This is a genomic window from Mesorhizobium sp. BE184 (assembly GCF_031457045.1).
Lineage (GTDB): Bacteria > Pseudomonadota > Alphaproteobacteria > Rhizobiales > Rhizobiaceae > Mesorhizobium.
Genome location: NZ_JAVDVU010000002.1, coordinates 242647 through 260866, shown reverse-complemented (window position 1 = coordinate 260866; position 18220 = coordinate 242647). Strand labels below are relative to the sequence as shown.

General features: G+C 61.4%; 16 protein-coding genes. 15 read left to right on the top strand and 1 reads right to left on the bottom strand.

Annotated elements, in window-relative coordinates; genetic code table 11:
* Position 1 precedes the first annotated feature (1 nt).
* From J2X35_RS09415 to J2X35_RS09375, 9 genes are all read left to right on the top strand, one after another.
* Positions 2–1138: an alpha-D-ribose 1-methylphosphonate 5-triphosphate diphosphatase gene (locus tag J2X35_RS09415; protein WP_056114761.1), complete on the top strand. Its 1137-nt coding sequence runs from the start codon at positions 2–4 to the stop codon at positions 1136–1138.
* Between the two features lie 55 nt (positions 1139–1193).
* A complete protein-coding gene (gene phnN, locus J2X35_RS09410) occupies positions 1194–1781 on the top strand; it encodes a phosphonate metabolism protein/1,5-bisphosphokinase (PRPP-forming) PhnN (protein ID WP_244478797.1) in 588 nt (195 codons plus the stop codon).
* Positions 1782–1924: 143 nt separating this feature from the next.
* Entirely contained in the window at positions 1925–2809 is an 885-nt protein-coding gene (locus J2X35_RS09405; RefSeq protein ID WP_310184583.1) for a dihydrodipicolinate synthase family protein, read from the top strand.
* An 11-nt stretch (positions 2810–2820) separates the two neighbouring features.
* Positions 2821–3495, top strand: a complete 675-nt coding sequence (locus tag J2X35_RS09400; protein ID WP_056114767.1) for a GntR family transcriptional regulator — start codon at positions 2821–2823, stop codon at positions 3493–3495.
* A gap of 85 nt (positions 3496–3580) precedes the next feature.
* Positions 3581–4915 carry an ABC transporter substrate-binding protein gene (locus J2X35_RS09395; RefSeq protein WP_056116452.1) on the top strand — a complete coding sequence of 445 codons (1335 nt, stop codon included), beginning with the start codon at positions 3581–3583 and terminating at the stop codon, positions 4913–4915.
* Positions 4915–5838: a sugar ABC transporter permease gene (locus J2X35_RS09390; protein WP_310184580.1), complete on the top strand. Its 924-nt coding sequence runs from the start codon at positions 4915–4917 to the stop codon at positions 5836–5838. Before J2X35_RS09395 ends, J2X35_RS09390 begins: the two co-directional genes overlap by 1 nt.
* Positions 5835–6656 (top strand): carbohydrate ABC transporter permease, encoded by an 822-nt coding sequence (locus J2X35_RS09385; RefSeq protein ID WP_310184578.1) that lies wholly within the window; start codon positions 5835–5837, stop codon positions 6654–6656. Before J2X35_RS09390 ends, J2X35_RS09385 begins: the two co-directional genes overlap by 4 nt.
* A 2-nt stretch (positions 6657–6658) precedes the next feature.
* On the top strand, positions 6659–7717 hold the full coding sequence (locus tag J2X35_RS09380) for a sn-glycerol-3-phosphate ABC transporter ATP-binding protein UgpC (protein ID WP_310184576.1): 1059 nt from the start codon (positions 6659–6661) through the stop codon (positions 7715–7717).
* Between the two features lie 95 nt (positions 7718–7812).
* On the top strand, positions 7813–7986 hold the full coding sequence (locus J2X35_RS09375) for a hypothetical protein (protein WP_200946430.1): 174 nt from the start codon (positions 7813–7815) through the stop codon (positions 7984–7986).
* 6 nt (positions 7987–7992) lie between these two features.
* On the opposite strand, the gene J2X35_RS09370 is transcribed toward J2X35_RS09375, so the two are convergent.
* A complete protein-coding gene (locus tag J2X35_RS09370) occupies positions 7993–8640 on the bottom strand; it encodes a TetR/AcrR family transcriptional regulator (protein ID WP_082542522.1) in 648 nt (215 codons plus the stop codon).
* Between the two features lie 134 nt (positions 8641–8774).
* Here J2X35_RS09370 and J2X35_RS09365 point away from each other — a divergent pair, with 134 nt between their 5' ends.
* From J2X35_RS09365 to J2X35_RS09340, 6 genes are all read left to right on the top strand, one after another.
* Positions 8775–9251, top strand: coding sequence for a 2Fe-2S iron-sulfur cluster-binding protein (locus J2X35_RS09365; RefSeq protein ID WP_310184573.1), 477 nt, complete (start codon positions 8775–8777; stop codon positions 9249–9251).
* Positions 9248–10231 carry a xanthine dehydrogenase family protein subunit M gene (locus tag J2X35_RS09360; protein WP_310184572.1) on the top strand — a complete coding sequence of 328 codons (984 nt, stop codon included), beginning with the start codon at positions 9248–9250 and terminating at the stop codon, positions 10229–10231. The genes J2X35_RS09365 and J2X35_RS09360 overlap by 4 nt, the downstream gene beginning before the upstream one ends.
* Positions 10228–12543, top strand: coding sequence for a xanthine dehydrogenase family protein molybdopterin-binding subunit (locus J2X35_RS09355; protein ID WP_310184570.1), 2316 nt, complete (start codon positions 10228–10230; stop codon positions 12541–12543). Before J2X35_RS09360 ends, J2X35_RS09355 begins: the two co-directional genes overlap by 4 nt.
* 1572 nt (positions 12544–14115) lie before the next feature.
* Complete coding sequence (locus J2X35_RS09350) at positions 14116–14961, top strand: hypothetical protein (RefSeq protein ID WP_310184568.1); 846 nt, start codon at positions 14116–14118, stop codon at positions 14959–14961.
* Positions 14958–17063: a peptidase domain-containing ABC transporter gene (locus tag J2X35_RS09345; RefSeq protein ID WP_310184566.1), complete on the top strand. Its 2106-nt coding sequence runs from the start codon at positions 14958–14960 to the stop codon at positions 17061–17063. The genes J2X35_RS09350 and J2X35_RS09345 overlap by 4 nt, the downstream gene beginning before the upstream one ends.
* The gene (locus J2X35_RS09340; RefSeq protein WP_310184564.1) at positions 17063–18184 is read left to right on the top strand and encodes a hypothetical protein; all 1122 of its coding nucleotides are present in this window, start codon (positions 17063–17065) and stop codon (positions 18182–18184) included. Before J2X35_RS09345 ends, J2X35_RS09340 begins: the two co-directional genes overlap by 1 nt.
* The last annotated feature ends 36 nt before the right edge of the window (positions 18185–18220 follow it).

Sequence of the window (18220 nt, the reverse complement as noted above, 5' to 3'; positions counted from 1 at the left end):
CATGCAAGAGACCGTCCTCAAAAACGCGAAACTGGTGTTCGAACACGAAATCATTTCCGGCTCTGTGGTTCTCCGCGACGGCATGATCTGCGGTGCCGCTGCCGGGCCGCATACAGGCGGCGAAGACATGGAGGGCGACTATATCGTTCCCGGTCTGGTGGAATTGCATACGGACCATCTGGAATCCCACTATTCGCCACGGCCGGGCGTGCGGTGGGACAGCATGGCCGCCCTGCAGGCGCACGATGCCCAGGTTGTCGGTTCGGGTATCACAACCGTCTTCGATTGCCTGCGGTTGGGCTCGGATGAAGACGGCGGTTTTCTGAAGGGGGAGATGCGCGCCATCGGCCATGCGATCGAGCAGGCAGGCAACGAGGAGCGGCTGCGCGCCAGTCACCTGATCCATCTGCGCTGCGAAGTTTCGGCCGGCAACGTACTGGAGCATTTCGAGGATTTCCGAGGCGATCCGCAGGTGCGACTGGCCTCGCTTATGGATCATGCGCCGGGTCAGCGGCAGTTCGCGACACTCGACCAGTACATTCTTTACTACAAGAAAAAGGTCGGGCTGAGCGACGCGGAATTCGACCGCTTCATGGCCCGCCGGCAGCAGGATTCGGCGAAATATTCGGCCGGCAATCGCAAGGCCATTGCGCAGGCCTGCAACGATCGCGGCATCGCCATCGCCAGCCATGACGACGCGACGCTTGAGCATGTCGAAGAATCGAAAGGCTTCGGCGTTCGGCTGGCGGAGTTCCCGACCAGCATCCAGGCGGCCCAGGCGTCGCACGAGGCGGGCATGTCCGTGATGATGGGCGCGCCCAACATCGTGCGTGGCAAGTCGCATTCCGGCAATATTTCGGCCAAGTCACTGGCCGATGCCGGCGTTCTGGACGTGCTCTCGTCGGACTACGTGCCGATCAGCCTCATCCATGCGCCGTTCCTGCTGGCTTCGGAGGAGGGCGGCATGGACTTGCCGCAGGCGATCCGGTTGGTGACGGCAACGCCGGCGCGAACCGTGGGGCTGGAAGACCGCGGCCTCATCGCCGAAGGTTTGCGGGCCGATCTGGTCAGGGTTCGCCACAAGCAGGGCGTCCCCGTCGTACGATCTGTCTGGCGAGAGGGGCGGCGCGTTGCCTGAGCGCGATGTCCTTCAGGATGCCGGCCCTGCTTGCGGGCGGACCGGAAAGCTTGTCGTGATTGTCGGCCCCAGTGGTGCCGGCAAGGACAGCCTCATGGACTATGCCAAGACGCGGTTGGCCGGCGATCCCCTTCTCCATTTCGTCCGCCGCGCGGTGACGCGTCAGGTTGACGCCACCGCCGAAGATCACGATGCAATGTGCGCCGCCACATTCGAGGCGGCTGCGGCGTCCGGCGTTTTCGCGGTGACATGGGAAGCCCATGGATTGAAGTATGGCATTCCCGATACGGCGCGCGCGCATACCGCCAATGGCGGCATCGCCGTCGCCAACGGGTCGCGCGGCGCGCTCCCGGCAATCCGGGCGCGTTTCGAGGACATCGCCGTAGTGCTGGTTCACGCAGCGCCAGAGGTGTTGGCTCAAAGGCTGTCGGCGCGAGGCCGTGAAACCAGAGCCGAAATCGTCGCCAGACTGGCGCGCTCCGCCTATGCATTCGAGCATCCGGTTCCCGATCTGAGGCTCGACAACGGTGGCGAACTTGCTGCCGCAGGGGAGTTGCTGGTCGCCTTCCTGCACCGTCTGGCGGGGCAGGCTTGCGGGCGAAATCAGTCCCGCGACCTGCGTGGTTCGGGCCTGCACATCTAACGGCTTCGAAGTCGATAGGCGAAGTCCCATGCCATTTTGAGCATGTTCACGGCGACCGTGCCGCTACTCCTTCGTCGAAATATCGAGCCTTGACACTACTTGACATGTCGCTAACATGTTAGGTGTGGCATCAGGGCGGAAACATGCGTTCAAAAGAGATTTTCGGATTGTCGGCGGCGCTCATTACGCCTTTTGACGAGGGTGGAGGCATCGACCTTGCCCGACTTGTGACCCATGCCCGCAACGTGCTTGCGGAAGGTTGCGACAGCGTCACTGTTTTCGGCACGACCGGGGAAGGTTACGGCATTAGCCTGATGGAGCGCGCCGCGGTCATGGGCGCCCTTGCAGGCGCTGGCATCGAGCCTGCCAAAAGGGTCTATGCCGGTGTCATGGCAGTCACCACCGACGACGCGGTCGCCCAATCCCGTGTCGCTCTTGACGCCGGCGCCCGCGGTCTGTTGTTCGCGCCGCCTTTCTATCTGAAAGGCGTCGAAGACGAAGGTCTCTATGCATGGTTTTCGCGCACGATCGAAAAGATCGGCGCTTCGGCACGCGGCGTCATCCTCTACCACATACCCGGCCAGACCTCCGTGCCCATATCGGTGTCGCTGGTGTCGAGGCTGAGAAAAGCTTTTCCCGGCGTCATTTCCGGGGTCAAGGATTCCTCCGGCAGATGGGAGGATGCTGAGGCTTTCCTGGCGGAGCATGGCGATCTGGCGATCCTGATCGGCGAGGAACGGCTGCTGGCCCGCGCCGTCAGGACCGGTGCAGAAGGCTCGATCTGTGGTCTCGCCAACATGGCGCCGGCGCTGCTCCGCCCGGTGATTTACGAAGGCAAGGACAGCGATAAGGTAGTTCGGCTGGTCGATATGATAACCAGCTTCCCGGTGCTGCCCACGGTCAAGGCTTTGACCGGCCATGTCCGCAAGGATGCCCGCTTTGGCAAGGTGCGGCCGCCGATCAGCGATCTCGAGCCGGCGCTTGCCAAAAAGGCGGCGGACGCCTTTGATGCTATCCTTGCGGCATAGGAAACGACAGGGTGAACAGTCCCGCGGCAACGCCTCCGTCTGAAAGCCAGAACCTCCGGGACAAGGCCTATGTCGGCTACACCAGGAGCCTGCTGGAGCAGCAGATCAAGCCGGGACAGTTCATCACCCAGCGCGAACTGGTCGCGATCACCGGTTTTCCTCTCGGCTCGATCCGGGAACTTGTGCCGCGACTCGAGGCAGAAGGGCTGATCCGCACGGTGCCGCAGCGCGGCATGCAGGTTCCGCAGGTGGATCTCGCTCTGGTTCGCAATGCGTACCAGTTCCGCGCCTTTCTGGAGGAGCCGGCTGCGCGCCTGTTCGCGCGCGACGCTTCCGATGATGCGATCGCCGCCTTGCGCGAAAGCCATGAACGCATCCTGCACAGGCACGAGAACGGCGATGCCGCCAACCTCATGCAAGACGCCGAGGCGGTCGATTTGAGCCTGCATGAGGCGATCATCGGACTGCAGAACAACGAGATACTCTCCAACGCCTATCGCGTGAACTGGCTCAAGATAAAGCTGATCAGGCTGGCGGAAACGCGCCTCTATGTGCCGATGATTCCGGAGGTGATGGGTCAGCATCTGGAGATCATAGCGGCGTTCGAGCGGCGCGATGAGGATGCGGCCGCGCAGGCCATCACCAAACACATTGAAGTCGCGCGGCGGAGGGCTGTCGATATCTGACGAATGCCGCCTTGGGCTGCGCCGGGAGGAGGCGTGTTCGCGGGTCGGTGGAATGTCCACAATTAAAAAAACGATGGAGGAAGACATGACGTTCAAGACATTCAAGCCAAGCAGACGCGAGTTCCTTGCCGGCGCCGCCGGCCTGGGTGCCGCGGGTCTTATCGGCGCCCGACCGGCATTTTCCGCCGAGGTCGACTGGAAGAAGTTTTCCGGCCAGACGCTCGAGGTCAATCTGGTCAAGAGCCCGCGCAGCGACACGCTGCTGAAATACATGTCGGAGTTCGAAGAACTCACCGGCATCAAGGTCAACGCGGAGGCCACACCTGAACAGCAGCAGCGCCAGAAGACGGTGATCGAACTGAGCGCCGGGAAACCCAGCTTCGACGTTGTTCACCTGTCCTATCATGTGCAGAAGCGCCAATTTGAGAAGGGCGGCTGGCTCGCCGATATCGGCGGCTTCGTCAAGGACCCGACGCTGACCGATCCCGGACTCACCGAGGCCGATTTCGCCGAGGCCGGTCTGGAGTTCGCCAAGGACGGCGATGGCGCGCTGCGGTCGCTGCCGTTCTCGGTCGACTACTGGATCATCTATTGGAACAAGGACCTGTTCGAGAAGAAGGGCCTGCAATACCCGGCGAGCTTCGAGGAGTTGACCAAGGCCGCCGAAGCGCTGACCGACAAGGACGCCGGCACATTCGGCTTCGTTGCGCGCGGGCTGAAGAACGCCAATGTGCCGGTCTGGACCTCGCTGATGCTCGGCTTCGACAAATATACCGTCGATAAAGGCGTGCTGCAGACGGAAACCCCCGAAGCCATCGAGGCGGCGAGCATCTACAAACGCCTGATGACGGTCTCGGCTCCTCCCGGCGTCGCAGGGTTCAACTGGGCGGAATCGCAATCAGCGTTCCTTCAGGGCCGCATCGGCATGTGGTTCGATGGCGTCGGCTTCGCGCCACCGCTCGAAGACCCAAATAAATCGCGCGTCGTCGGCAAGGTTGGTTATGGCGTCATGCCGAAAGGCCCCAAAGCGCATGCGTCGGGCACCTTCGGCGACGGCATCGGCGTCACCGCCGCCAGCGAGAAGAAGGAGGCCGCCTATCTGTTCTGCCAATGGGCTGTTTCGCCGATCATGGGCGCACGGCTGCTGCAGGCAGGCGCCGGCGTGCCGTTCCGCAAGTCCATACTCGGCGATCAGAAGGTCCGCGAGGGCGTCACCATGCCGGGCGAGTGGGTCGACGCTGTCGCGGGGTCCGGCGAGATCAGCCGGCTGGCGCTGCCGGTCATCGTTCCTGTGACGGAATTCCGCGATACTTTCGGCGTGGCGCTCACCAATCTGATTTCCGGCGGCGATCCTGCCGCCGAACTCAAGAAGGCGACGGAAGCCTTCAAGCCGGTGCTTGAAAAGAGCGAAAAGGCCTGATGGCCGACGCGACCGCGCCCACCGCTTACGAAGTCGAGGGCCAGCCGGTTCGGCTGGCCCCGAACTACTGGCCGTTCGTCCTGCCTGCGCTGGTTGTGGTGTTGGCCGTCATCGTCTTTCCGTGGGTGTTCACCATCTGGATGAGCGCCAACGAGTGGACGCTCGGCCAACCGCGAAGCTTCGTCGGTGCGGCAAACTACGTCCGTCTCTGGGGCGACCCGCGCTTTTGGGAATCGCTCGTCCACACGCTCTGGTACACGCTGCTGTCAGTCGTTGCGCCGCTGTTTCTCGGCACGCTCGCGGCTTTGATTTTCGATGCGCGCTTTCCGCTGCGAGGCTTTCTTCGCGCCATCTTCGTCATGCCGATGATGGCGACGCCGGTGGCCATCGCGCTGGTGTGGACGATGATGTTCCATCCGCAGCTCGGCGTGCTGAACTATCTGCTGTCGCTGGTGGGCATTCCGGCGCAGGAGTGGATTTTCAATCCCAACACCGTCATCCCTTCGCTGGTCGCGGTCGAGACCTGGCAGTGGACGCCGCTGGTGATGCTGATCGTGCTCGGCGGCCTGGCCTCGGTGCCGCGCGAACCTTTCGAAAGCGCGGAGATCGACGGCGCCAATTATTGGCAGCAGTTCCGTTTTATCACGCTGCCGATGATCATGCCCTTCATCATGGTCGCGGCCATCATCCGCACCATCGATGCGCTGAAGAGCTTCGACATCATCTTCGCCATGACCCAGGGCGGTCCCGGAACGGCTTCGGAAACGATCAACATCTACCTCTACAACACCGCCTTCGCCTACTACGACATCGGCTATTCGTCGGCGATGGCGATCATCTTCTTCATCATCATCGTGGCGCTTTCGCTCGTCCTCCTGATGTTGCGCCAGCGCATGCAATGGTCGGAGGTGAAAGGGAAATGAACACCAGCTTCCTCAACCGCCTCGGCCTCTTCTTCGTCGCGCTGGTCATGGTCTCGCCGGCGATCCTTTTTTTCATCTGGATGATTTCGCTGTCGCTGAAGTTCGAGATCGACAACGGCGCCTATCCGCCGATCCTGATCCCCGAACGTTTCGCCTGGGTGAATTATGTGCAGGTGTTCCGCGAGAACAATTTCTTCCTCTATCTGTGGAATTCGATCCTGGTGACCGGCACGGCTACGCTGCTCGCCTTGCTGATCGGGGTTCCTGCCGGCTACGGAATTGCGCGGCTCAAAGCCGACAAGGCGGCTGTCGTGGTCATGATCGCCCGCATGACGCCGGGTCTTTCCTATCTCATACCGCTCTATCTGCTGTTTCAGTGGGTGGGTCTCGTCGGCACAATCTGGCCGCAGATCATTATCCACCTGGTGGTGACGGTGCCCATCGTTGTCTGGGTGATGATCGGTTACTTCGAGACAACACCGATGGAACTGGAAGAAGCGGCGAGCATTGACGGCGCCAGCTCCTGGCAGGTCTTTCGGCTCGTCGCGCTTCCCATCGCCAAGCCCGGCATTGTCGTGGCGCTGATCCTGTCGGTGATCTTCTCCTGGAACAATTTCGTTTTTGGCGTCGTGCTCGCCAACCGCGAGACGCGGACGCTGCCGGTCGCCGTCTACAACATGCTGTCTTACGAACAGGTGAGCTGGGGGCCACTGGCGGCCGCGGCGCTGGTGGTGACGCTGCCGGTGTTGGTGCTGACCATATTCGCGCAACGGCAGATCGTGGCGGGCCTCACGGCCGGCGCCGTAAAGGGTGGGTGAGAATGGCCTCTGTTGAAATTCAGGACGTCCGCAAGGAATTCGGCTCGGTCAAGGTCATTCGCGGCGTGTCCGTGGATATCAGCGATGGTGAGTTCGTCGTGCTGGTCGGGCCATCTGGCTGCGGAAAATCGACCCTGCTGCGCATGATCGCAGGATTGGAGACGATCAGCTCAGGGACGATCAGGATCGGCGACCGCGTCGTCAATGCTTTGCGCGCCCGTGACCGCGACATCGCCATGGTATTCCAGAACTACGCGCTCTATCCGCACATGACTGTCGCTGACAATATGGGCTTTGCGCTGCGCATCAAGAATTTCGAGGCTGCGGAAATCGCGAGCCGTGTCAGCAATGCGGCCGCGATTCTCGGTCTCGAAAAGCTGCTCGAACGTTATCCACGGCAGCTTTCGGGCGGCCAGCGCCAGCGCGTGGCCATGGGACGCGCCATCGTGCGCGATCCGTCGGTCTTCCTGTTCGACGAGCCGCTATCCAACCTCGATGCCAAGCTGCGCGTACAGATGCGTGGCGAGATCAAGAGCCTGCACCAGCGCCTCGGCACCACGACGGTCTATGTTACCCATGATCAGATCGAGGCGATGACCATGGCCGACAAGATCGTCGTCATGCATGACGGCATCGTCGAGCAGGCCGGCGCACCGCTGGAGCTTTACGAGTGGCCAGCCAACATGTTCGTGGCCGGCTTCATTGGCTCCCCGGCGATGAATTTCGTTGCCGGCAAGGTTGGGAGCGGCCGCTTCGTCAGCACGAAGGGGTTGGAACTGCCGGTCTCGGCGGCTGCGGCGGGTGCAGCTGAGGGGCGTGATGTTTTGTATGGCATCCGGCCCGAACACATTCATTTCGCGACCGCCGGCATCAGTGGTGAGGCGCTGCTTGTCGAGGCGACCGGGTCGGAAATCTTCACGAGGCTGCGGTGTTCCGGCGAAACGCTCTCCTGCCTGTTCCGCGAACGCGGACTGGTGCTGCGCCTCGGGCAGGCCGTATCGGTCCGCATCGACCCTGTGGATGTTCACCTGTTCGATGCGCAGACGGGTTCCCGCCTCTGACAGAGACGGAACGAAATGCGGCGCTGTCCGTTCGAATTTCGAATGGGAAAAACCCCGCTGGGGTCAAGGCTTCGGACAGCGCTGAAAGGAAGGACATGGCCGACGAGAGCGAAAGGCTTCCGACGCCCGGCGGCGACGATCCGGATGTGCGGTTTCTTGCCGAAAACACCGACCTGTCACCGAAGCAGGCCAGGGAATTGATCGCCGAGCATGGCCACGATCGTAAGAGGCTGCTTGAGATTGCACGCACCCGAAAGGCCGAAGGTTAGCCGGCTTCAGCGCGTTTCGCCTCTCCAGCGCAGGCCATCCATGAGCAGCATGGTCAGCCGTCGGGAACGGTCGCGCCAGTCCGGGCTTTCCGGCGCCGAATAGATGCCTGAAAGGGCATGCAAGATATCCTGGCTGTTGATGTCCGGACGGATCGATCCGCTTGTCACCGCAGCGCTCACCAGCATATCCAACACCCGGGCGACCTTGCCTGACGTATCGGAAAACAGGGACGAATTACTGGTGAGAAGGATGCGCAGGCTTTTGGCCAGCCCGCGCTTGGTCGCTATGTAGTCGACGAAACGCTGCATCCACAGCTCCAGCGCCACGTCGGGTTTGTGCTCATGCGCCAGTTCGCCAGCCGCCGCGATCAGGCTCTCGACTTCGCGCCTGTAGACGATTTCTACCAGGTGCTCGCGCGTCGGGAAATGCCGGTAAAGTGTGCCGATGCCCACATCCGCGCGTCGCGCGATCTCTTCCAGAGGGGCATCGACACCCTGTTCGCCAAAAAAGGTCGCGGCGGCCTGTATGAGCTTGTCGCGATTGCGTTGCGCATCGGCGCGCAAAGGCCTTGGCTCGGTGTCAGAGACGGCGTCTGCCCGGCCCGGCTCTTCCGGCGAGGCGGATTCTATTTTGTCCTTGGGCTTGAAACGCATGGTGGTCCGCCCCAACTCTTAAACGGAGGCACCCTCCACTTAGGATTCCGCGTCTTCAAGTCAACATTCGAATGAAGAGCAGGTCCCTGAGGCCGTTTCAACCGTCCGCGTCAAGCAATCGGAGCCAGACGCCCATGAGCAATAAAATCGACATCACTCTAAACGTCAATGGCAGGCAGGAAGCCCTGCAGCTTGAACCGCGGGTCACGCTGCTTGACGCCTTGCGCGAACAGCTTGGACTGAACGGCACCAAGAAGGGTTGCGATCAGGGCCAGTGCGGCGCTTGCACCGTCCATGTCGATGGCGAGCGCGTTCTGGCCTGCCTGACGCTCGCCGCGCAGGTCGAGGGCCGCGAGGTCACCACCATTGAAGGTCTGTCGAAACCGGGTCAGGAAGCCCACCCGGTCCAGGCCGCTTTCCTTGAACAGGATGCGTTCCAGTGCGGCTACTGCACGCCCGGACAGATCATGTCTGCGGTCTCGTGCATCCGCGAGGGCCATGCCGGGTCGGATGAGAAAATCCGCGAATACATGTCAGGCAATCTGTGCCGTTGCGGAGCCTACCCCCATATTGTCGCGGCTGTGCGACAGGCAGCGGAGGCCGTGCGATGAGGGATTTTACCTATCAGCGCCCTGCCTCGCTGGCAGAAGCGCGCAATGCCGCCGCTCTCCCCGGCGCCATGCTTCTGGCCGGCGGCACGACATTGCTCGATCTTGCCAAATGCGGTGTGGCCGCGCCGGAAACGGTGATCGACATAAGCCATCTCCCCGGCCTCGCTTCGATCGAGGTCGGCCTCCAAGGCGCCAGGATCGGCGCCTTGGCCAAGATGAGCGCAGTTGCCGACAATGCCGGGATCATACGGGAATTTCCTGCGGTTTCCGAGGCGCTGTGGCAGTCCGCCTCGGCGCAGTTGCGCAACATGGCCACCATTGGCGGTAATCTGCTGCAGCGCACCCGCTGCGCCTATTTCCGCGATCCCTCGGGATTTCCGGCCTGCAACAAGCGTAATCCCGGAAGCGGTTGTTCCGCTCTTGGCGGCGTCACCCGCAACCATGCCGTGCTGGGCGCCAGCCCATCCTGCATCGCAACCAATCCGGGGGACCTCGCGGTTGCCCTGGTCGCCTTCGATGCGCAGGTGGAACTTGGTGCGCGCACAGTTGCGCTGGAGGATTTTCTGCTCACGCCTGGAGACCATCCAGAACGTGAGACCGATTTGCAGCCAGGCGAAATCATCGCTGCGGTATCCATACCTGCATCGGTTGCGGCGCGCCGCTCGACTTATCTGAAGGTTCGTGACCGCCAGTCCTACGAATTTGCCGCCGCCAGCGCCACTGTCGGCATCGAATTCGAGCCGGACGGCCGCACCATACGCGACCTGCGGGTCGCGCTCGGCGGCGTCGCAACCCGGCCCTGGCGTGCCCGCAACGTCGAGGACGCGTTGAAAGGCAAGGTGCTCGAACCTGATGCCGTGCGCCGCGCCAGCCTGCTTGCCATGGAAGGCGCGATTGCGCAGGCCGACAATCATTACAAGATCGAACTGGCCCCGCGCGTCGTCGCGCGCGCCCTTCTGAAGACAGGAGCACTGGCATGAGCGCCGCCGAAGCCACGCGCCGTTACGGCGATTCATCCGACTCATCCTCAACGGCCAGCGGCAGCGTCATCGGCGCAAGTGTCACGCGCTTCGACGGGTCGGCCAAGATCCGCGGCGCCGCCACCTATGCGCTCGAACACCACCCCGCCAACGTGGCCCACGCGGTCCTGGTGCCGAGCACCATCGCCGCCGGCCGCGTCCGTTCCATCGGCACGGCTATGGCGGAAACTGCTCCGGGTGTCTTGAAGGTGCTGACGCCGGACAATGCCCCGACGCTCAAGGCGGCATCCGACTGGCTGGGCAATCCGCCCGCCCGGCCGGACTACCAGCCGCTGACCGCCGAGATCGCCTATGCCGGCCAGTATATTGCTCTTGTCATAGCCGAGACGTTCGAGCAGGCGACGCAGGCTGCCCATCTCCTCGATATCGTCTACGAAGAAGCCGAAACCGTGTCGGGCCTTCGGGACGTCGCCCAAGGCGGTGGTTTCCTTGCCGAGCCGATGACGAGGGAATGGGGCGATGCGCAAGCCGCTTTCGCTTCCGCGCCTGTGCAAATCGAGCATGAATACGAGATGCCGCGCGAATTCCAGATGCCGATCGAGCCCAATGGGTTGATCGCCGAATGGCAGGGCGACAAGTTGACCATATGGGAGCCTTGCCAATGGCTGGACGGCATGGCCCGCACTTATTCCGAATGGTTCGGCATTCCTTTCGAGAATGTCCGTATCATCTCGCCCTATATCGGCGGCGGCTTCGGCTCCAAGGCGTTCTGCGGAGTTCACGACGCCATCGGCGCGATGGCCGCGAAAATGCTTGGCAGGCCGGTCAAGCTGGCTTTGACGAGGCCGCAGATATTCAGCAGCATCGGCGGCCGCGCCGCGACCCGCCAGACAATCGCCATCGGCGCGACGGAGGAGGGCAAGCTCCTGTCCATCGTCCATAGTGGTGCCAGCGAGACGTCCATCAACGAGACCTGGGTCGAGCCGCTCGGTGTCGTCACGGCGTTGATGTATGCGACGCCCAATTTGTCGTCGCACCAGCGTGTCGTGCGCGTCAATACGGTGATGCCCGGCGCCAAGCGCGCGCCGGGCGAGAACCCCAGCGCCTTTGGCATTGAAAGCGCCATTGACGAACTCGCATACGAGATCGGCATGGATCCGCTGGAAATCCGGCTGCGCAATTATGCCGAGGAAGACCCGCATACGCGCAAGCCATGGTCGACCCGGCAATTGCGCGAAGCCTTTGCCGCCGGCGCCGAAGCCTTCGGCTGGTCGCGGCGCAAGCCTGAGCCGCGTTCCATGCGCGATGGCCATCATCTGATCGGCTGGGGCGTTGCGGCGGGCACTTACCCCGTGCGCCGTGCCGCCGGTGAGGCGCGGGTGCTGCTGCTGGCCGATGGCACCGTCGAGGTGTCCAGCAGCACGATCGACATGGGGCAGGGCGCTTATACGGTGATCGCCCAGACGGCAGCCGAAGTGTTCGGCCTGCCGCTCGACAAGGTGGCGGTGAAACTCGGCGACTCCACCCTGCCGCGCGCCGGCGTCACCGGCGGTTCGCGCATGGCCGGCGTCATGACTTCGGCAGTCCACAAGACCGCCGTGGCGCTTCGCGAGCAGCTTGTCGAACTGGCGCTGACCGATCCGGCATCGCCGTTCCGCGCATTGCAGGCGAATACGCTGACCGTGGCGGATGGAAGGATATCTTCGCCTTTGGCCGACGGGCCGGTGATCTCCATCGGTTCGTTCCTGGCGGCGATCGGCAAGACCGAGATCGACGCCACCCGCGATACGTTCGCAGAAATCGGCATCGATCCCAAGGACAGCTACAAGAACTACACGACGATCGCCATGGCGCCGCCGCCGACGGCCGGTGATTTCTCGCTCCACAGCTGGTGCGCGCATTTCATCGAGGTGCGGGTGGATGAGGATTTCGGCACCGTACGGGTGTCGCGGGTGGTCTCGGCGTTCGATTCCGGCAGGCTCTACAACTCGCGGCTTGCGGCAAGCCAGATCAAGGGTGGCATCATCATGGGCATCGGTCAGGCCTTGCTGGAGGAAGGTCTGGTGGACGGCCGCCATGCGCGGTTGATGAACGCCAATCTGGCCGACTACCTGATCCCCACCAATGCGGACATCCCGGATATCGAGGTGATCTCCGTCGGCATTCCCGACCCGCATGCTTCGGCATTGGGCGGCAAGGGCGTTGGTGAACTCGGTATCGTCGGCGTCGCCCCGGCGATCGCCAATGCCGTTTTCCACGCGACCGGCAAGCGTATTCGCGATCTGCCGATCACGCTCGACAAGCTGATCTGATTTCGATCTTCCTTGACGATTTCAAAGGCCGCGCTGCTTGATGCAGTCTAGATTCTCAACAGGTGTCCCTGTTTTGAGATTGACAGCAATAATGCAAACTGCAACGCTCAAAAGTGCGATTATTACTTTGCTTGCTTAATATCGGCTGCCTTCAAACAGGAGATCGGAAATGAGCATGGAAAAAGAAAGTTCCGCTGAGCGGGATGAACTTGAGATCGTCGAGTTGAACGATAACGAAGTGGCAGAGATTTACGGCGCTTTGCACGCGACTTCTCTCGGCTAAGACGTTCCATAAATTCATACGATGGCCGTCGGTATTCCGGCGGCCATTTCTTTGTGACCGCAACCATCTTGTATGCGGTTCCAGTTGATCGCAAAGCTCCGTCCAATTTTGAAGAAATCGTCCCAGTTTTTAGATTGACAGGGGCGGCGTCGGCTGCAAGCCTGTCTGGGCAAGCACGAACTGCTTGCCGAAGACGACGATCTCTAATCATCGAAGAGGACATGCAAAATGACCAAAATTGAATTGGAAGTCGAAGCCAAGGAAGTCGAGCTTGAAATCGCCGAGCTGACCGAGACTGAAGTCGAAGCCGTTTTCGGCGCCAATCATCCGAAAATCTAACGTCTTCTGACAAGGCGGCGGTGGCCTACGGCCGCCGTTTGCTTCACGGCCGACGCAGGTTCGGTCCTTGAAATATGTTTTGAGAACCATCCTGGTGCTTGTGCGAGGTCTTCCGAATTACCGGATGACGATGCGTTGACGCTTGCGCATGGCGGGAAAAGGTTCCGCAGAAAACGTCTAAATTTTCCACTTTAGTCCAAATTTTTAGATTGACACTGACAGGCAGGGCTGCAAGCCTGATGTCTTGGACAGGCGGCCTGTCTGTTCATTGTTACTCTCGCAATTAAAAAGGAGATGCAACATGACCAATGAAACTGAACTGGAAGTCGAGCTCGAAATCGCCGAACTGACCGAGACTGAAGTCGAAGCCGTTTTCGGCGCGAGTCATGCGATCTGAAGTTAGTCGACAATGCAACGGTGGCCTCCGGGCCGCCGTTCGCGCTAGGCAGTCACTCCCTACAATATGCTGGGAGAGCTGTAATCAGGTCCGGCAATAGGCTGTCCGACCTGCTTTCCGCATAGATGCGTTTGAGGACTCGGAGTTCCCCAAGGGAACGTCCAAATTTCCAGTCATTGTCCCATTTTCTAGATTGACAGGATTGGTCGGCGCTGCAAGCCTTCGACCGGGCCGGCATCCGCTTGCCTGTCGATCCATCTCTAGATCCCAGAGGAGAATCACATGAACGAAGTCGTAGAGACCAAGGAAGTTGAGCTCGAGATCGCTGAATTGACCGAGACGGAAGTCGAGGCTGTTTTCGGCGCAGGCCACATCATCTAGACTTTAGATGGCGGCCCGGAGGTTTCTTCGGGTCGTCACCGTTATTACGGTGAAACGACGGTCTATACCCCGCGCCGGGGTTTTTCGGTACACGTACTGAAATGCCGAGGTACTGGCGTGGCGCAGCGGTCAGCGCGCTTTAACAGAGTGGCTGTGATGAAAAGCGATCCTTTTGGCCGATATAGGTGACGAACCGACAGAGAAGAAGGTGGAAAGCAAGCAAAGCCCTAAAGGCCGGGCTTCCTTGTTTCGTATCGAGGCGCTGCAGGCCCGCAACGAATTGCGGGTGGTTGGCGACATAAGTCCCAAGGACGATAACGTCCTTTCCACAGTGGTTTCGGTTGCATCTGTTCTCGGTCTGCTAATCTTCGTATTCTGCCTCATCTATCCCTTTCCCGTTTATGTCGATGCATCCGGCGTGATTGAGCGCAACCCGGCCGATGCGGTCATTTCCAGTTCCATGCCAGGGACGGTTGTCCGACTCTATGTCAAGGATGGACAGGAGATCGCAGGGGGAGCTGCGGTGGCGTGCGTTCAGCCTTCGGCACAACAGGTTCGGCCGGCTTCGCAGCCAACCGGCTGCCCCGACATTGGTGGCAACGCCTTCGCCTTGCATACCCCGACTGCCGGGACGGTGTCTCTGGCATCTCTTCGCGAGACCGATGAAATTGCCGCCAACCAGCCGGTCATTTCCATCCAGCGCCCACAGGCGAAACTTGTCGGTTTTGTACTGACGGACCCGCAGAAGGCGACCGCCATCAAGCCTGAAGCGCATGCCACGATATGGCCTGCTGCCTCGCCCCTGTCGCGATCGACCGGGGTCGAAGCGACGGTGATCGGCAGCACGATGGATCTTGGCAAGGGAGAAGGCGAGCCTGCGTCTCGGTACCGGATTCGATTGGAAATGGTGTCTGCTCCACCGCCATCGCTGCTTCCGGGCATGCCGTTCCGCGCACGCATTATGGTCGGTTCGCGGCCGCTTTATCAGTACATCCTGCCGGGTCGGACGGGCGCATGACCTTCTTCGGCAAGCGCGGGTTCCAGACGGTCTTCCAGTCTCGCAATGCCGAATGCGGCCTGGCCTGCCTGACCATGATTGCGCGCTATCATGGTCAGTCCGTGGACCTCGCCACTTTGCGGCAGACGGCTCCGATGTCCAACCGCGGCATGTCGCTGCGTGACCTGATAGATGCCGCGCCCATGGCCGGATTGGCCTGCCGGCCGGTCCGCTGCGATCTTGCGGCGGTGAAGCGGCTACGGCTGCCGGCCATCCTGCATTGGCGTTTCAATCATTTCGTCGTCGTCACCAAGGTGGATGGCGACATGTTCGAGATTCACGATCCGGCGCTGGGGCCGCAGACCGTCGATGCCGCCAGCGTCAGCCGCGCCTTCACCGGCATCGCCGTAGAGCTGGAGGTTTCGAACCCCCTTACCGGGCAACTGCCCAACCGGGGGATCGGGCTGGCCGATCTCTGGCGGCTGGCCCGCGAGCAGAAAGGCATGATGGCGCGCCTGGCCTTCCTCTCGCTGTTCGTGCAGGCGCTGGAACTGTCCGGGCCGCTGTTTTTCCAACTGCTTATAGACCGGGCGGTGCTGTCGCAAAGCATCCCGATCCTGCTGCTGATAACCGGCATCTTCTGCGGCGTCGCCTTTTTCAGCGCCTTTGCCCGCTATTCGCGCAGCGGCGCGGCGATGCGCATTATCCGCGTGCTGGACCTGCAACTCTCGGCCGCCTTGTCGCGTCGTCTGATGGCGTTGCCGTTCGATTTTTTCCTCGCCCGCTCGCCACAGGACATCCTGCAGCGCATCCGCGCCATCCGTCCGGTGCGCGAGCTTGCCTCGGCTGAACTGGTCGAGACCATCTTCGACGCCATTGGCATGCTTGTCCTGTCGGTCGTCATCATCCTCTACAGCTTTCCGCTGTGGCTGGTGATGATGCTGTTCTCGACCGTGTATCTCGCGGTCAAGCTCAGCAAACTCGGCAAGACCAAGAACGCCTTGCGCGCCCAGTCCGCCCGCTCCAGCTCCGAAGCCGGCCTGCTGCTGGAAAACGTCCAGGGCGTGGAATCGGTCAAGCTGTTCACTGCCGAGGAACTGCGTCACGTCATGTGGCGCAACACCTACGAGGAACTGTCGCGGGTCGATATCGAGCTGGAATCCTACCGCCAGACCGACAGCTTCGCCGGCGAGATTGTCATCACCGGCGGCCGCATCATCTGCGCCGCGATTGCCGCGCTGTTGGTCATCGAGGGAACGATCTCGATCGGCATGCTGCTGGCGATAGCATTCCTGCAGGCCATCTTCTTCACCAAGGTCCGGCAGTTCATCGACCGCATGATCGACATCCAGAAGATCCAGGAACATCTGGATGAGATGGCCGAGATCATCGACGCCGATCCCGAGCCCCACAGGCTGGCTTCGCCGGCCGTAGCGATGCAGTTGACTGGACAGATTTCCGTCCGCGATTTGAGCTTCCGCTATTCCGAGCGCGACCCGCTTCTGTTTCAGCACCTCTCCTTCGACGTGGGTGCGGGCGAATCCTTCGCCATCACCGGCTCGTCCGGCTGCGGCAAGTCCACGCTTTTGCGGATCATGACCGGGCTCGTGCCGCCCGTGGAAGGCGCTGTTACCTACGATGGCATGGCGCCTTCGGCTATCGGGCTTCTGAATCTCCGCCGCCAGCTTGGCACGGTGTTGCAGAACGACAGCCTGTTCATAGGCACATTGTTCCAGAACATCTCCATGTTCGATTCCAGCGCGGACGAGGAATGGGTGAATGAATGCGCGCGGCTCGCCTGCGCCCACGAATTCATCTCGCGCATGCCGATGAACTACAATTCAGTCATCAGCGATACCCAGGGCGGCCTGTCCGGCGGCGAGAGACAGCGTGTTTTGCTGGCGCGGGCGCTCTACAAGCGGCCTCGCATTCTGCTGCTCGACGAATCCAGCAGCCATCTCGATGCCGAGACCGAACGCCAGGTGAACGAGGCGCTTCGCAGCCTCACCATCACGCGCGTGCTTGTCGCCCACCGCGAGGAAACCATCAAGCTGGCGCAGAACAGGATCGTCCTCGGTCAGTGGCAAGCTGGCCGCCCCGTTGAAGCAGGAGGAACAGGCTGATGACAGTCCAGGCGCAAAGACTTCAGGCCCAGCTTGCCGCTGTGGAAGAGATCGTCGGCCCGCTGAGCATGATCCGCGAGGAGATCGCGAAAAAAGACCTGCCGGCGCACAGCTGCGCCTTTTTGGGCGGCTCGATCACCGATGGCTTCGCAAACAAGAATTCCGACGTCGATATCTATCTGCTCGTAGACAATGATGAGGAGGCAGCCCAAGGCGAACCGGGCACGATGCTGAAGGACGGGAGATTTTGGCAGTTCTATTTCTTGTCAAAATCCATGCTGGACGACTTTCGCCGAAAGATCGCCAACAACACCGTGGCGTCTCTGGTGGAGGACGAACGAGTGACGCTGCATCGCATACTCACCGGCGTCGCCATTTCCGGAGAAGATCGTCTGATAGGGGTCCGGCAGGAACTCGACGAGACCCGCCTGCACTACCTCTTGAGCGCGACTTCGTTCGACTTTAGCGGCGGCATGCACAATGACTGCCTGGGGATGAAGGCCGCCGACACGCTGGGTTACCTGCAGTCGGTGCGCATCGGCTACGACTGCATAGCGGACTCGATCCTGAACTTGTGGGGCGATACGGTCGCGCGTCAGAAATGGCGCCTGCGCAGGTTGCAACGGACATTCGGCGACGGACCTTTCCTGGAGGCGTATCTTTCAGTCCTGTGCGGTCCGCACGACAGGTCGCCGGACGGAATGGGCCGGTACATCGACTACTCCATGCGGCTCTGGCAGTTCATGTTCGCGGAGGCGATTCTGGGTTACCTGGCAGGCAGGGATCTTCCTTCGACGATGGAAGGCGCGCGGCGCGACATCAACGATGGTGCAGCTGCGCTGGCGGAATCCCTTGCGTCACCGTCGCGTCATCCCTGCCGCCATCCAGACTATCGGCTGGAGCGCTATGGCGAGGATGGTTTCGTCTCGGCCCGCGCTCAGGCCGAAAAGAAACTATCGCCGCTTCTCGCCGCCATCTGGTGCGCCATGGATGGCAGGCGTGACCCGGAAGCCGTGGTGGAATTTCTCCGCCGCCGCGTGCCGAAGCTGGCGGGATCGCTGACGGTGGAAACAGTCAACAAGGCCGAAGGCATGCTGAGAGCAGCCGGCGTGCTCGCCTGACCGGAGCGGTTCCATTCGCGGTGTAGCCGGCGACGG